Below are 16,727 nucleotides of genomic sequence, written 5' to 3'. Positions count from 1 at the left end.
CGCAACTCCCTGCAGAAATTAACTATTCCCAGGCGTGGGAGATGGGTTTTCCGGTGGCTTGTTTTCATTATTGATCACAGCTTTCTCACCATTGCGCAATTTGAGCAATCCACTACTGGCCACCTCATCACCCTGCAATAACCCCTGTACAATTTCCACCAAATCACCACGCTCCTCTCCAGTTTTAACAAATCGCTTATTTGCGATGACACTGCTATTAGTAGCGTCCTTTTCCAGTACAAAAACCGAGACGCCGTAAGGAGCAAATAACAAGGCCGTGCGGGGTACGACAAGTACACGCCGGTGAGCTTCTATTTGCACGGAAACCTGGGCAAACATACCGGGGCGCAGGTGTTTCTTGGGGTTTTCCAGTGTCGCCTGTATCAGGAAGTTGCGGCTGGCCATATCCACTCTGGGATCTACGGCAGTAATCTTTCCGCTGTAGGTATTCTTAGGAAAGGCATCGGTAGTCAAGCTAATTGGCATGCCCTCTTTAACTAAGGCGTATTTCTGCTCCGGAAGGGAAAAATCGACAAAAATCGGATCCAGCTGCTGCAGCGTCACCACCGCATCTCCGGGGCTGACATTCTGGCCCAGGTCTATGCGCCGAATACCCAAAACACCATTAAATGGCGCCAGGACTCGCCGCTGATCGACCCTGGCGCGCTGTACTTCGATATTGGCCACTACCTGATCTAAGGTACTGCGCGCAGTATCTAGGTCTGCTTCGGTGGTCACCCCGCGCTCGGTGAGGGTTTTAATACGTGCATAATTGCGCCTTGCCAGACGCAGCTCAGCATCCAGAACCTGTAGCTGAGCCTTTTCCGGCTCAGCGAAGATTTCCAGTAGGAGATCATTTTTATGCACATACTGACCGGACTTAAAGTGGATGGCACTCACAACACCCTGGGCTTCAGTGGTGACTTCAACACCATTAATTGCGCGGACTGTCCCCACTCCACTTAAATCCTCCCGCCAATTTTGCACCTGGGCCTTTGCCGAGGTCACCGTGGGCGCCGGTAACGCCATAGTGTCCAGATATTGGTTCACCATACGATGGACAATAAATTTATACGCAAAAATGCCGCCAAACAGTACCAGGCAACCAAGCAGCATTAGCATCATGCGCTTACTGATAATTTACCCCCGATCGTTTACAACAATTCCGCAGTGAATAAGCTGGAAAGTAAGACAAGCCCCAACTCAGCAGGCCACTCATTTCAGTTTATAAAGAAAATCCCGTGTATACCGGCAGACACTGATGGGGTTGCAGAAGAAAACGAACTTAGGTGACAGGGGAGGAAGAGATATGCCAACACTCATGCGGAAAATAAAGCAAGAACGCAGGCAAAAACAGCAGTAGAGCCTAGCTCACGGGCCAATGAAACAGATAGAGACTTATCTGTTTCATTGGCGGAGTAAACGTCAAGATAATTGCTTAGCGAAATACCGCCCGATCGTCCTCTACATCCGCGTGGATAGTGGTTCCGGGCGTAAACTTACCGGCAAGTACATCCTGCGCCAGTGGATTTTCCAGCCAAATCTGAATCGCCCGTTTCAGTGGCCGGGCGCCATAGACCGGATCAAATCCCACCTCCGCGAGCTTGTTCAGCAAGCCCTCGGAGACCTCCAGTTTCAGGTCGCGTTCACTCAGGCGGCGACACAACTGGCGCAATTGAATTTCCGCAATGGAACGCACTTCCGCCTTATCCAATGGATGGAACACCACCACTTCATCGATGCGGTTAATAAACTCCGGGCGGAAATGATTGCCCACCACCTCCATCACCGCATTTTTCATCTGGCGGTAGCGGATTTCTGCATCCAGATCGTCGCCGTTTTGGGCACTGGCGAATTTCTGAATCAGATCGGATCCCAGGTTGGATGTCATTACCACAACGGTATTGCGGAAATCCACAGTACGCCCCTGACCATCGGTCAGGCGTCCATCATCCAGCACCTGCAGAAGAATATTGAACACATCCGGGTGCGCCTTTTCCACCTCATCGAGCAGTACCACCGAGTAAGGCTTGCGCCGCACCGCCTCGGTCAAATAGCCGCCCTCCTCGTAACCCACGTAGCCAGGAGGTGCACCGATCAGGCGCGCTACAGAATGCTTCTCCATAAACTCCGACATATCGATGCGCACCATGGCATCTTCGGTATCGAAGAGAAATTGCGCCAACGCCTTACAGAGCTCTGTTTTACCAACGCCTGTGGGGCCCAGGAATAAAAATGAGCCATTGGGGCGATTAGGATCGGCGAGACCCGCGCGGGAGCGTCGCACCGCATTGGCCACGGCGTCGACTGCTTCGCCCTGCCCTATAACACGCTTGTGCAGTTCATCTTCCATACGCAGCAGCTTTTCCCGCTCGCCCTCAAGCATTTTGGAAACCGGTATACCAGTCCAGCGGGAAACGACTTCGGCCACCTCTTCATCGGTTACCCGGTTGCGCAATAGGCGCGGCTCTTCTGTGGCCTCATGGGTAGCAGCAGACTTTAACTGCTGCTCCAGCTGTGGAATGACTCCGTATTGCAGTTCCGACATACGGGTCAGGTCCCCGGCGCGACGCGCCGACTCCATATCCAACTTGGCCTGCTCCAATTTCTCTTTTAAGTCGTGGCTACCGGCGAGCTGGGATTTCTCGGCTTTCCAAACTTCCTCAAGGTCAGAATATTCTTTTTCCAGCTGGTGAATTTCCTCCTCCAGCTTAGCTAGACGCTTCTGCGTAGCCTCATCGTCTTTATCCTTCTTGACCGCCTCGCGTTCGATTTTCAGCTGGATTAAACGGCGCTCCAGTTTATCCATGGACTCCGGTTTGGAGTCTATTTCCATACGGATGCGGCTGGCCGCTTCGTCGATCAGGTCGATGGCTTTATCGGGCAGCTGGCGATCGGTGATATAACGCTGGGACAGTTTGGTAGCGGCAATAATGGCCGAGTCGGTGATATCTACGCCGTGGTGCACCTCGTAGCGCTCTTTCAATCCGCGCAATATGGCAATGGTGTCTTCCTCGGTGGGCTCGTCCACCAATACCTTTTGGAAACGGCGTTCCAAGGCGGCATCTTTTTCGATGTACTTGCGATACTCATCCAGGGTTGTGGCGCCAACACAGTGCAATTCACCCCGCGCCAGTGCCGGTTTGAGCATATTGCCGGCATCCATAGCGCCTTCAGCCTTGCCAGCCCCCACCATGGTGTGTAATTCATCAATAAAGAGAATAATCCGCCCTTCCTGCTTGGAGAGTTCATTGAGTACCGCTTTTAAGCGCTCCTCAAATTCCCCGCGAAATTTGGCGCCGGCCAATAGAGCGCCCAGATCCAGAGACAGCAGACGCTTGTCTTTGAGACCTTCAGGCACTTCGCCATTTACGATCCGTTGGGCAAGCCCCTCGACAATCGCAGTTTTACCCACACCGGGTTCACCAATCAAAACTGGATTGTTTTTGGTGCGGCGCTGTAGCACCTGAATCGTGCGACGAATTTCATCGTCGCGGCCAATCACCGGGTCGAGCTTGCCGGAGATCGCGCGTTCGGTCAGGTCCAGGGTGTATTTATCCAACGCCTGGCGCGCTTCTTCCGCATTAGGGTCGTCAACTTTTTCATCGCCACGCACTTTTTGTATCGCCGCCTCTAATTGTTTTAAGTCGCCATTGGCGTTGAGAATTTTAGAAATTTCCCCCGCAGCGGAATCAAATGCCGCGAGCAAAACTGTCTCACTGGAAATAAAACTGTCACCATTTTTTTGCGCTTTTTTATCCGTGAGATTCATCAGGCGCATAAGCTCCTGCGACATGCCCACATCCCCTGTTGGGGAGCTGATCGTTGGCAGCTGATCCAATCTTTTGGCTAAATCGTTGCGCAGGCCATTTAGATTAAACCCCGCCTGGGATAAAAATGCGGGCACACTGCCGTTATTTTGGTTAAGCAGCGCTAGTAGCAAATGTTCTGGGTAAATTTGGTTGTGGTCCCTGCCAACGGCCAGGGATTGTGCATCGGCAAAAGCTGCCTGCAGCGGGTTTGTCATTCGGTCTATGCGCATGAATGCAACTTCTCCTACTCGGGATTTTGTGTAGCACTGCGTCGATAGCAACCGGGAGGCGCCACGCTTCAGTGTAGTGATGAGAAGTAAAATAGGGGCGGGGGAAAGGTTTTCAATGATTTAAATCAATTGGTGGGAATTTCTGACATAAGTTGTTAATACACAAAATAATTTTTGCCAGAATGCAGTTTTAGCTTCCCACCTCGACTTGATTTGTGTGCGCGGCGCCCCAACAACGATCAGATGAAAACGGCGCGCTCTGCCATAGCCTTACCGTAAGTGAGACCGTATAAGTGAGACCATAAGTGGAGAGAAGCGCGAGCGACATAGAGAGTAAAATAAAACCCACTCGCTCTGGTTCTTTTAATCAGCTTTCATCATTAGCCAACCAGATTAACGAAGCCATACGACCGGTGGTTTTTTCCCTGCGATAGGAAAAAAAGCGTTCGGCCTCACTCACTGTGCAGTGTTCACCACCATAAATGTTCTCAACGCCGAGTTCAGCCAGTTCAGCTCGCGCCAAGGCATAGATATCGGCGAGGAAATGCAAAGGCTTCTGGCTGTGGGGGCGGAAACACTGGGCAATCGCCTCGGTGTGCGCGCCACTCTGGGCATGCTCGAAAAAGGCTTCCAAAACATCGACTCCCGTTTCAAAAGCCTCGGGGCCAATCGCGGGGCCCAGCCAGACCAGTAATTCTTGTGGGTCGCATTCGAGTGCCGCAACTGTATTTCGCAATATGCCCTCGGCTAAGCCTCGCCAGCCCCCATGCGCCGCCGCTACCTTGGTGCCAGCCTTGTCGCAAATAAGTACCGGTAGGCAGTCAGCGGTGAGAACTGCGCAGACGGCCCCACCCCCAATGTTAAAGCTGGCATCGGCGGTACGTACAAGCCCGTCAGCCTGTGCCTGAATAACCTTGTCACTGTGAATCTGTTCCAGCCACTGAGGCACCGCCGGCAGCTTCAACTCCTCCAACAACTGCCGCCGATTGGCCTTCACTGCAGGTTCCTCATCCCCCACATGAGCGCCGAGATTGAAGCTGCTAAAAGCCCCGCTGCTGGCACCGCCATTGCGCTGGGTAGTCACCGCGCGCACCCTGGCTGGAGCCGGCCAAGAGGGAATCAGGTAATGATCGATGGACATGGTATTTCTGCTTTATAACGATGTTGCGAAACGGACAGTGACTGTGCGCTTCACCTCAAGTGGCTAGGGCCACTGACATTCACTCGCGCTGGTCCCTACCGAGAAGATCGAGCAACTGGAGCATATCCGTTGGCATGGGAGCACACCAGTGCATATTTCCCCCAGTCAGTGGGTGGACCAGAGCCAACTCTGCAGCGTGCAAGGCCTGACGTGGGAATCCCTGCAGTGCCTGGACCAGCTCTCTACTTGCCTCTGCGGGCAGCTTAGGCCTGCCCCCATAAATCGGATCGCCCACCAAAGGATGGCGAATATGGGCCATATGAACGCGAATCTGGTGGGTGCGCCCAGTTTCCAACTTACAGCGCAGTAAAGTGTGAGCGCGAAAGCGCTGTTGCACCTGATAGTGGGTGATGGCTTCTTTGCCACCAAAGTCCAATACGGCCATTTTCAGGCGATTTTGCCGATGGCGACCGATAGGTGCATCGACGCGCCCCGGCCCGGTTATAAAGCCTTGCACCAGGGCATCGTATTGCCGACTGACCGTTCTCCGTTTCAACTGGTCTACCAGATGAACTTGCGCTGGCAGAGTCTTGGCGACAACCATCAAACCGCTGGTGTCCTTGTCCAGACGGTGCACAATGCCCGCACGGGGAATCTTTTCCTGGTTTGGACAGTGGTGCAACAGGCCATTCAACAGGGTGCCATCGGGGTTGCCGGCAGCTGGGTGAACCACCAGGCCAGCGGGTTTGTTAATCACAATGAGGCTGTCGTCCTCATAGACAATATTCAGGTCCAGGTCCTGGGCGGTCCAGCTCCCCTGAGGCTCCAGCTCTGCACGCAAGCTGAGCCGCTCACCGCCAAATAGCTTATCCTTGGGCTTGGCAGCAGCACCATTTAGGGTGAGTTGCCCGCCTTTGATCCAGGATTGCAGGCGAGAGCGGGAATAATCGGGAATTAATTCGGCTGCCGCTTGGTCTAATCTTTGACCAGCCATTGTGGCCGGTACTTCAATATCGAGTTTTAGGTGGTCATTCATCAAACAATTGCAAATACTTTGGGCAGCTCCGGGACTGTGTTTAAATGTCCGGAGCGCCAGATTAATCTTGGCGGATAGTTTAATAAGGTAGAGTGTGAGAATGATAGAGCGAGGGGCTATGCAAGCCTGGAAAATGCTGTGGCTGGCCTTGGTGTCCGCAATATTGGTTGCCTGCGCCAACACCGATGATTCAGAAGAGGGTCTGCCCACCGGCAACCGCACTGAACAGGCCTTCTACGAGGCTGCCCAGCGGCAACTGCGCACCAGCCAGTGGGACCTGGCGATCAAGAACCTGCGCGCCCTGGAAGACAACTTCCCCTTCGGCAACTACGCCGAACAGGCCCAGCTGGAGTTGATCTACGCCTACTACCGCAACTATGAGAACGATGCCGCCATCGCCGCCGCGGATCGTTTTATCCGACTGCATCCGCAACACCGCAACGTCGATTACGCCTATTACATGAAGGGGCTCTCCTCCTTCACCGAGGGCGCCGGCCTGTTTGAGCGCTTTATGCCCACCGATCTAACCAATCGCGATCCTGGCGCTGCGCGTGAGTCCTTCGCCTACTTCTCACAGTTGATGGCCCGCTATCCAGAGAGCCGCTACGCTGCAGACGCACAGAAACGCATGATTCACCTGCGCAACCTGCTGGCCCGCTATGAGATTCACGTGGCCAACTACTACTTCAAGCGCGGCGCCTACCTCGCCGCCGCCAACCGCGGCCGCTATGTTGTGGAGAACTTCCAGCAGACTCCGGCTGTGCCCGATGCGCTCGCAGTAATGGTTCAGGGCTACCACTTGATGGAGATGCCCGAGCTGGAGGCCAACGCCCTGAGCGTACTGCGCAACAACTACCCCAAGCACCCGGCTTTCAATGAAGATGGCACCTTCAACTACGCCTTCTTCAAGGGCGCCAGTGGCCGCAGCCTGGTCCACCGTGTAACTCTGGGGCTGTTTGAAAAATCTGACCCACAAGGCTTCGACAGCCGTGAGCTGTACAACCCCGAATACAATCGCGGTGAGGCTCCCCTCCCACCGGAGCTGATGTAAGCACCCCTTTTAAACGTAAAAAACGGCGCCTTATGGCGCCGTTTTTACATTCTGGGCTGGCTTATTCTCCAGCCTTCCAACCGTTGGTAATCGGATAGCGACGATCCCGCCCGAAGCCCCGTTCGGAAATCCGCACACCCACAGCGGCTTGGCGACGCTTGTATTCATTGCGTGCCACCAGGCGCACCACCCGCTCTACAATGCTGCGCTCAAAGCCCTGCTTGATAATTTGTTCGGCACTGTAATCCCTATCGACGTAGAGATTCAGAATCTCATCCAACACTTCATAGGGAGGCAGGCTATCAGTATCCGCTTGATCGGGAGCCAATTCAGCGCTTGGAGGCCGTGTAATCACAGTCTCTGGAATGACCTCCGAGACCGTATTGCGATAGCGCGCCAGCTCAAACACCAGCACCTTGGGCACGTCTTTTAAAGCGTTAAAACCACCCACCATATCGCCGTATAGGGTGGCATAACCAACCGCCATTTCACTCTTATTGCCGGTGGTCAGCACCATGGCTCCCTTCTTATTGGAGATAGCCATCAATAGCACTCCACGAGTTCGGGCCTGTAAGTTTTCCTCGGTGGTATCCCTTTCACTGCCGGCAAACTCTTCCGCCAAAGCTCCCATAAAGGCATCGAAAATGGGCTCGATACCAATCTCCCGGTATTCGACACCCAGGCGCTGAGCCTGATCGGCAGCATCGGTCTTACTCAGATCCGAGGTATAGTGGAACGGCATCATCACCGCTTCCACCCGCTCCTTGCCCAGCGCATCCACGGCAACTGCCAAAGTCAGGGCCGAGTCAATCCCGCCTGAGAGCCCCAGCACCACACCGTTGAAACCGTTCTTATTGACGTAGTCGCGCACCCCCAATACCAGCGCCTGGTAAACCGAAGCCAAGTCTCCCATAAGCGGGGCCACCTCGCCGGGCAATAAAGTCACTCTACCGTTCTGCTGGGAAACCGATACGGGTAATAATTGCTCGGCAAATTCTTCTGCCCTGGCGCAAACCTGCCCCTGAGCATCTACAGCCATGGTGCCCCCATCGAAGACCAATTCATCCTGGCCTCCACACCAATTTACATAAACAATCGGCGTTTCAACCGCACGCGCTTGCCTGGTTATCAACTCCTGACGCTGCAAAGCCTTACCACGATGGAAGGGGGAGGCGTTGATATTCAGAATCAACTTAGCTCCGGCCTCTACGGTCTTCTGTAAAGGCTCTGGATGCCAGATATCCTCGCAAATACTAAAGCCAATCGGGATACCCTTGATATCCACCACACAGGGCCCATCCCCCTTGGTGAAATAGCGTTTCTCATCGAAGACCTGATAGTTCGGCAGTTTTTGCTTGGCGTACTCCGCCACCAACTCCCCATCGGCAATCAGGCCTGCCATATTAAATAGCCTGCCATTGCGATGGCGGGGGTAGCCAACCAGAATCGCGCAGGGCAACTGAACCGCTTTCAAAGCTTCCAGTGCAGCATCAATACGAGTTTGCATACTGGGTCGCAGCAGCAAATCTTCCGGAGAGTAGCCACACAGAGTCAACTCGGGAAACAAGACTAGATCGGCACCCATTTCGCGGTGGGCCCTGTTAGCCACCTCGATAACTCGGGCGGTGTTACCGGGAATATCTCCTACGAGAGAATTGATTTGTGCCAGCACTAGCTGCAAAGTAGACATGGTTAAACCTCGGACAAGACAGGCCGCCATTGTAACCCCTGTGGGCTGTAACAGCAGCGGCCACCACAACAACAAACCGGGAAGACATCTTGAGTAGTGCCAGCAACACCAGTACCTCCCCCTCGTTTCAACACCATGAGTTATTGCGCATCTGCGCAATCTACCGGCTGTCTATCGCCCTGGTATTACTGGGCGTTTTCTATTCGGATATCGGCGCCGGTGCCTTTGGCGATGATGCACCGTTACTTTTCCTATACACAGTTGTGGTGTATGCCATTCTTAATTTTGGTTGGTTAATTTTTTTACGCCAGCAGGCCTATCAAGTGGGCACAGGCCAAATCGGTATCATTTTGGCCTGTGACATTTTGGTTTTCCTTTTATTGATAGAATCCAGTGGTGGCCTCAACTCGGGCCTTGGTTATCTACTGCTTATTAACTGCTCGATAGGTTCCATCCTCTTGGATCGCCGTATGAGTGCCTTCTTTGCGGCGCTGGCTAGTCTCGGAGTGATCGGACTGCAGTTATACAATTTGATCTCAGGCCGGGGTACCAGCCAGGATATCGTCGCTGCGGGAAGCCTGGGACTACTACTATTCGCCACGGTAAGCGCACTCCAGTATTTGTCTGCACGCATCCGCAGCGCCAATTTGCGTGCGGACCAACAGAGCCGCCAAGCCGCACACTTACAACGCCTGGCCCAGCAGATTATCGAACGTATGGGTACTGGGGTTCTGGTGATGGGCCCCGGCGGCCAACCCGAGCTGGTCAACCAGGCCGCCCGGCGACTCTTAGGAGAGCAGTTACACAGTGAAAGTAAAGCGGGGAGCGCATTACGCCAATCCATTCTCCAATGGCGCAACAATGAAGGACCCGATACTCCCCTGCTACAAGCGGAAAATGGCAGTGAACTGCACCTCAACTTCGCCAAGCTCAAACATGAAAGTGGCAGTAGCACACTGGTTTTTATGGAAGATAACCGCAAGCTGGCGGAAGCCGCACAGAAATTGAAGCTCGCCTCTCTAGGGCACCTCACCGGCTCTATCGCCCATGAGATTCGCAACCCACTGTCAGCTATCAGCCATGCCGCCCAGTTGTTGTCCGAATCCTCCCAATTGCGCGAGGAGGATCACTATCTTACCGAGATCATTTGCAGACAGAGCCAACGGGTGAACCAGATCGTTGAAAATGTTATGCAGCTATCCCGGCGTCGAGCCGGCAACCCCCAGGAGCATAACCTAAGTAGCTGGCTACAACAGCTTATGCAGGATTACACCGCCGGCTCTGATAAGGGAGACCGAGTCGAACTCGACTTGCCATCCCAGCCCCTCAACGCCAAGTTTGATGCAGCACAAATGGCCCAGGTCGTCACCAACCTAACCGACAATGCCCTGCACCACTCACAAGCGGCTACCGGCGAGCGCCAGGCCGAAATCCGCGTGCACTACAATCCAGAGCGCGGTTGTACCCAGCTAGATGTGAAAGATCGGGGGCCTGGAGTTCCACAGGAGCACCGAGACAAGGTTTTCGAGCCTTTTTTCACCACTGGCAATCGCGGCAGCGGGCTGGGCCTTTATATCGCCCGGGAACTGTGTGAAAGCAACCAGGCAACTCTCTACCACTGCCGCAGTGATGATGATATGAGCTGCTTCAGGGTTGAATTTGCTCACTAAACCGATGTGACTTGATTCTACTCAGGAATTTTTCCCAAAATGTATGGGATTATTCGTAAAGAATTTCTGACATAATCAGAATCGGCACCTTTGCCCACAATCTCCACAAAACAAGAAAAGACAGAGAATTGATGCTACCTCTGGCCCTGGTTGTTGACGACGAACCGGATATCTGCAAACTAATCACACTCACTCTGCAGCGCATGGATGTGAACTGCCACACCGCAGCCAACCTCGCGGAGGCAACACGCTTGCTCACAGAGAACCGCTACGACTTCTGCCTTACCGACCTGTGCCTGCCCGACGGTGATGGCCTGCAATTGGTGGAGCATATCCAGAGTGGCGTTCATCGAGATCTGCCCATCGCAGTGATTACCGCCCACGGCAATATGGATACTGCGATAAAGGCACTGAAGCTCGGAGCTTTTGATTTTGTCAGTAAACCGGTCGACTTGGAACGACTGCGCAACCTCGCCCAGCTGGCACTACGCCTAAATCGGGAGCGCGATCCTCAACTCAGCAAAAGCTCGGAGCAGCTACTTTTGGGGGAAGCGTCCAATATGCGCAAGCTGCGCGAGCAAATTGCCAAAGTCGCGCGCAGTGATGCCCCGGTTTATATCAGTGGTGAGTCAGGTTCCGGTAAAGAGCTGGCCGCCCGTGCCATCCACGCACAGGGGGCCCGTGCAGACAAACCGTTTGTACCCATTAACTGCGGCGCCATTCCCGCTGAGCTGATGGAGAGCGAGTTCTTTGGACACAAAAAAGGCAGCTTTACCGGCGCACATAAAGATAAGGCCGGCTTACTACAAAGTGCCCAAGGAGGCACACTATTTCTTGACGAAGTAGCCGACCTGCCCCTGGATATGCAGGTCAAGCTTTTGCGCGCGATACAGGAAAAGCGCATCCGCCCTATCGGCGCGAGCCAGGAAACCCAAATCGATGTGCGCATCCTCAGTGCGACACACAAAGATCTGGCCAAAGAAGTCAATGAGGGACGCTTTCGCAGCGACCTCTATTACCGTATCAATGTCATCGAAATATCAACACCACCATTGCGCGAGCGCAGTGAGGACATCCCCTTACTGGTCGATGCCATCATGCAACGCATCGCCAAAAATTCAGGTGAAATTCCTCCCGGCATCACCACCGATGCCATACAAGCCCTACAGACCTACCCCTTCCCCGGTAATGTACGCCAGCTGGAAAACATTCTCGAACGCGCCTTCACTCTATGTGACCAGCAGGAAATTCGCTGTGAAGACCTGCTTTTGGAAAAGGATGAGACGCCGCAGGAACGAGAAGCGTTTTCCATTGCGATAGAAAGTGAAAACTTATCTGAAAATCAACAGGAAAATAGCAACCGCTTTGATCCCAGTCAGTATAAATCCCTGGATGAGTTTTTACAGGAGATTGAGAAAGAAGCGATAGAAAGCGCGCTTACCAAAACCCGCTGGAACCGTACTGCTGCGGCCCAGAAGTTGGGGATCAGTTTTCGCTCACTGCGTTATCGGTTGAAGAAGTTGGGGCTGGAAACTTAGAAATATAAGCGAGCCGGGTTACATTTGCCCGGCCTGCCCAATTTTTCTAAATTAGTGATTACCAGCAATTAGCTGCATTCTTCCCAGAAGCATTTTTTACGCCGGCTTGGTTAAGAGTGAAATCTGTACAGCCACTGTCACCACCCTGCATAGATGTTGATACAGGTTTAGCACTTAGAGTGAAAGTAGTGGCCGTTAAAACCCCTGTAATCGAATAGTAGCCATTTTCTGTGTCCAGGCTATTGCCTCCAGAAATATCTCCCGCAACAGAGCAATTATCATCGTTGTAAGCACTATAAGCAGTAAAACAGCGCTGTAAGCGTTGCGCAGTATCGTTCAGAAAAACTTTTGCTTCGGCACGATTACTTTTTCTTACAGATTCCATGTAGGACGGGTAAGCAATTCCAGCAATAATTCCAACAATCGCGACCACAATCATCAATTCAATGAGCGTGAAGCCCCGATTATTGGATGGTTTATTAATATCCATCATAGCTCTTAAAATTTCCTCCAAGACAGGCGTGAGGGCGGCAAGCTATTATTTCCAGTTATATTTCGATATTTTCCAGAGGTTTCTGAAGTGGGAATATAAATCTTCTTACCAGCAGAAATATAACCGGAAAAACCATTACTCGCACTATCCTGCTTTGTATTTGGGTTATCTAAAACACCTATATTAGCAAATCTGGGATCACCTAGACCGATTAACTCCATTGTCCATCCTGTAGCACCATAAGCGCAGGGATCTTCTGAAGTTATCAATGTTGGGAAAATTAACCTATCCAAAATTAATAGAGGTTTACTAATGATTCTCTCACCCGTAGTTCCTACTTCCGATGAGCCGGCGTCCCCTGAAGAGCTTATCGTTGTGGATTCTATAGCACCAAAATCAAGGTACCAACCCAACTTGTCTTGCCACCAACTTGTATCATCGTCATTATCAATAGTACGAGTATCACCAGATTCGACTATCTTTTTTTCCATCAAAATATCCGAGCGATCCGAGCTATAAGTAATTCTTTCATTTTTATCAACTAGTCCGTAAAAGCTATTAATGATAGAACCTGGGCCATTGTCACTCGAGGTGAAATAACTACCCGTACCAAAATAAACCATTATGGAATTATCTATTGCAAAATTAGCACCAAGTGTTGGAGGTGCTGTAATTGGTTGAGGATTTCCATTCACATCCTTTGCAGTAAACAAAGGAAGATCATCATCTGAAGATTCATGTGTAAATGCCACATCCCATTTATCGGATGATTGTTCACTAATATCAAATTTCCAAAGATTTCCCTGAAGGTCTCCAGCATACACTGTGTTGATAACCCCCTTGGCATCCATCAAAAGTGAAGGGCCGCTTAAACCATTATTGAGCTGACTATTAGTGGAAATCACCTCAATATCAGCTGGATTCTCAAGGTCCACCACTATCAGGCTTGCTTTTTCATCTTCGGAATCATATCCATTACCAAAAATAAGCTTCCAACCAGCTGGTGTTGGCGCAATAAGTGGCTGCTCCAAAATGTGACCAATACTTTGCCCCGCGATACTATCAGAACTATCTAATTCAAAGAGTGTCTCGGGATTGCTTGGATTCGTCACATCGAGAACAAACAGACCTTTGGCGCCGGCACCATAAGTTCCCACCAAGATATTCATCCACTCTGCATTACCTGTACCCCCCTTTTTAAAATAGGCGTCACTCACATAAAGAGGGCCATCGACATAATATTGGTGTGGATTTTTCTCCGTGCCATAGTTTGACTCAGTAAGCGCTTTTAATTTCCCATAGACCCCCGTAGGAATATAAGCAAAGGTCTCTACACCAGTATCTGCATTAAAACCATGCAACATACCATCATTGGCCCCCACATAAAGGACCTCAGTGCGATCACTATTTTTTGTCTCACTAAGGTAGCTGGAGTAACTTGTTCCTCCAAGACTTGCAGGAAGAAGATGGTAATAAAAATTGTTATTACCAGCCAATACAGGACTGCTATTTACTATATCGCCCAGTAATTTCGAACGAACTCTCATACCGGTTTCATTCGCGCCTCGTATCCAGTTAAGCCTCCGAATACCAGTAGCTTCGTCATCAGCGCCTTTTAGTGCTGACTGTTGGAAAGAAGTTAACTTATCCCAAGTAAAATCTACGATCTTGGATCCATTGTAAGTGAATACATCACGATTAATTTCGGGAATATTGCCGGTTGAAGTCCATTTCGCGCTATCACTTAATGTACCGTCTGTATCCATCTCAATTGCCCTAACTTCGCCACTCCAATTATCAGAGTTAAAGAGCGCCTGAAATATAGCCGTATCCGTGCCAAGACGTGTTGAGTTCGCTGCAACAGAAGATGCTGAGCCCTGACGATCACTGATATCACTGAGAACCGCTGAAAGCTGCTCGGCGAAAGTTGTCGGATCTCCTGCACTATAAAACCCCCCCCGACTATTTACAGAAGCATGCAATAAATCATCTAACTTAGAGGCATCACTTGATGTGGGATCCCCCCAGGGAATAATCGTCTTAGTATCAATTGCATCAAATGCCGATGATGCCGGATTCACATTTCCCGCTACACCCAACGCAACGCCAAAAGTTACCATATGCTGCCAAGTTGCAGTATCTAAGCTACCCTCCGGATGGCTAATTTTATTATCTAGATTTTGATTTAAATCTTCCTTCCAGTAATACATTGCAATATCTGCCAAAGTATTGGAATAACCGTCAGAAAATGGAGGATCATAGTTTGAATCAACATTACCATAGCCAACTGAACCATAGTCACTTCCGTAACCATCAGTCATCAAGATTGTATAACTTGAGCGACAGGCTACATCAGCCGCGCTGGAGCCAATACCAGGTTTACCGGACCAAGGGCCGGTACTATCGGTACGACTATAATACTCACCTGCATTTTTTAAAGCCTTTAAAAGCGGAGTGCCCTGAGAAGGAATATCTACCTCATAGAGGTTTTCAAAAAATTTATCGCGATCATCTCCACTAAAAGCACGCACTCCTCTCAAGATAGTTTCAGTATATTTTCCATCAATATTTTTATATCCAGAGTTCAGCGTGCCAAATCCAACACGTAAATCTTCCCCCTGAGAAGCAAATGCTTGGCCAATACCCGCCCTTGACATCAAAACACGTGATCGGTAATAGCTATACCAATTAGCAAAATTTTGGATTTCTTCATCATAGGTACAGGCAGCTGTGTTGGCGCAATCCGTGCGGCCATCGCCCCCCACAAAAGTATTACCGCTTTTAATTTGTATGCGACTATAGTTTGCCGCATCAAGCACATCACCAGTACCACGGTAATTAAAATATGTGGCAGGATAAAATGTTATTTCATCATCTCTACAAGCATGATCTTTACCTGAGTTTTTATCAGCCCTACCTCGCAGCCAACAACTTGCACTTTGTTTATTATTTACAGTGAGATCTCTCCAGCCTTTTGTTATATCTGCTGGATTATGGTAAGCCTTTGTCGGCTGTGCAGCGGGCCAAAAGGTACCGTCTTCTTTTGCCCATGGATCATATCGAACAGTTGGGTCATAATAGGTTTTATTATTGTGAGATGATCGATAATATGCAGCCCACTTATTGCTACTACCAAACATAGGGACTACCTGATCCCCATTCTGCCAGTAATCACACGAGCTTGTTTTCCCTTCAGCGTAGGGACAATAAACAAAGTTTACTGATGCCGTATTGGTAGAGGAGTTTGGATATACATATACTACCCGGTCAAGATTATCAAAATAGTCAACTGCTTCAGAGGGAGTTACTTCGAACTGCATAGACCCAGAATCATCCAAAATAAACATAATATTAGGATCTGCTGAAGTCTGTAGGAATAAAGGCTGTTGGGAAATATCCAAAGATACGGCTGAGTGTGCAACTCCTAAACTTAAAAGACCTGCAATCAGGGCTGATAAAAATTTCTTATTTTCTCTTACCTTTAACATACCAGTCTTTCCAACCTTGATTTTTAATAAGCTTTGATGTTCGACTGTAGAATAACCACCGCAGATTCTGTGCCACCAACACCTCGACTGGTAATTCTGTAAAATTTCTCGGGATCACCACTCTCACTGCCAACCTTATCAATAGCCCCTCCACTAAAGCCGTTATTTCTTACTTCTAATTCAACTCTTTCAACTATATATACCGGCTGGCTAGCTACACCCTCTAACTCCAATTCCGTTTTCGCAATAGAGTCAGACCAATTAAAGCTGGACCAAAAACCTGTACTTGAAGAACCCTCCATTCTTTCTGCATAACCATCGGTATTTCCATTAAAAATATCTGTATAAGCTTTTGCCGTTTCCATCATTACCTTTTGCTCAGCAACACGTAATGCCGCCTCGGCCGCCTGGAATGCTAATTGGCGATCACGCATATTACCCGCCATTAATTCTTGCATCCCGCTACCACGCATCGCAGCCAATCCAATAAATGTCATGAGCAATAAAATAATCAAGCCGACCAACAAGGTGGCACCTTTTTGCTGCCGCTGAATTAACGGTATCCTTTTTATACGCAT

General features: G+C 50.4%; 11 protein-coding genes. 3 read left to right on the top strand and 8 right to left on the bottom strand.

What is annotated here, in order from left to right; translation table 11 throughout:
- Positions 1-18: 18 nt before the first annotated feature.
- From ACJJID_RS20325 to rluD, 4 genes are all read right to left on the bottom strand, one after another.
- Positions 19-1,125 carry an efflux RND transporter periplasmic adaptor subunit gene (locus tag ACJJID_RS20325; protein ID WP_444920990.1) on the bottom strand — a complete coding sequence of 369 codons (1,107 nt, stop codon included), beginning with the start codon at positions 1,123-1,125 and terminating at the stop codon, positions 19-21.
- A 313-nt stretch (positions 1,126-1,438) separates the two neighbouring features.
- Complete coding sequence (gene clpB, locus ACJJID_RS20320; RefSeq protein ID WP_444920989.1) at positions 1,439-4,042, bottom strand: ATP-dependent chaperone ClpB; 2,604 nt, start codon at positions 4,040-4,042, stop codon at positions 1,439-1,441.
- Positions 4,043-4,409: 367 nt separating this feature from the next.
- The gene (gene pgeF, locus ACJJID_RS20315) at positions 4,410-5,183 is read right to left on the bottom strand and encodes a peptidoglycan editing factor PgeF (protein WP_444920988.1); all 774 of its coding nucleotides are present in this window, start codon (positions 5,181-5,183) and stop codon (positions 4,410-4,412) included.
- A gap of 79 nt (positions 5,184-5,262) precedes the next feature.
- A complete protein-coding gene (gene rluD / locus ACJJID_RS20310; RefSeq protein ID WP_444920987.1) occupies positions 5,263-6,219 on the bottom strand; it encodes a 23S rRNA pseudouridine(1911/1915/1917) synthase RluD in 957 nt (318 codons plus the stop codon).
- Positions 6,220-6,319: 100 nt separating this feature from the next.
- Between rluD and ACJJID_RS20305 the strand changes: the two genes are divergently transcribed.
- Positions 6,320-7,270: an outer membrane protein assembly factor BamD gene (locus ACJJID_RS20305; RefSeq protein ID WP_444920986.1), complete on the top strand. Its 951-nt coding sequence runs from the start codon at positions 6,320-6,322 to the stop codon at positions 7,268-7,270.
- Positions 7,271-7,331: 61 nt separating this feature from the next.
- On the opposite strand, the gene ACJJID_RS20300 is transcribed toward ACJJID_RS20305, so the two are convergent.
- Positions 7,332-8,960 carry an NAD+ synthase gene (locus tag ACJJID_RS20300; protein WP_444920985.1) on the bottom strand — a complete coding sequence of 543 codons (1,629 nt, stop codon included), beginning with the start codon at positions 8,958-8,960 and terminating at the stop codon, positions 7,332-7,334.
- Positions 8,961-9,049: 89 nt separating this feature from the next.
- On the opposite strand from ACJJID_RS20300, the gene ACJJID_RS20295 reads away from it, so the two are divergent.
- Positions 9,050-10,630, top strand: coding sequence for a sensor histidine kinase (locus ACJJID_RS20295; RefSeq protein ID WP_444920984.1), 1,581 nt, complete (start codon positions 9,050-9,052; stop codon positions 10,628-10,630).
- Between the two features lie 131 nt (positions 10,631-10,761).
- Positions 10,762-12,168: a sigma-54-dependent transcriptional regulator gene (locus ACJJID_RS20290; protein WP_444920983.1), complete on the top strand. Its 1,407-nt coding sequence runs from the start codon at positions 10,762-10,764 to the stop codon at positions 12,166-12,168.
- Positions 12,169-12,226: 58 nt separating this feature from the next.
- Here ACJJID_RS20290 and ACJJID_RS20285 read toward each other — a convergent pair whose 3' ends face one another.
- Genes ACJJID_RS20285 through ACJJID_RS20275 form a run of 3 tightly spaced genes read right to left on the bottom strand, consistent with a single transcriptional unit; the run spans position 12,227 to position 16,727 of the window.
- Complete coding sequence (locus ACJJID_RS20285; protein WP_444920982.1) at positions 12,227-12,661, bottom strand: type IV pilin protein; 435 nt, start codon at positions 12,659-12,661, stop codon at positions 12,227-12,229.
- Positions 12,662-12,666: 5 nt separating this feature from the next.
- Positions 12,667-16,149 (bottom strand): pilus assembly protein, encoded by a 3,483-nt coding sequence (locus ACJJID_RS20280; protein ID WP_444920981.1) that lies wholly within the window; start codon positions 16,147-16,149, stop codon positions 12,667-12,669.
- A gap of 23 nt (positions 16,150-16,172) precedes the next feature.
- Positions 16,173-16,727: a pilus assembly PilX family protein gene (locus tag ACJJID_RS20275; protein ID WP_444920980.1), complete on the bottom strand. Its 555-nt coding sequence runs from the start codon at positions 16,725-16,727 to the stop codon at positions 16,173-16,175.

The sequence above is a fragment of the Microbulbifer sp. CnH-101-G genome (assembly GCF_052466775.1).
Note: the sequence above shows the minus strand (reverse complement) of the source record. Positions and strands in the feature narration are given on the sequence as shown.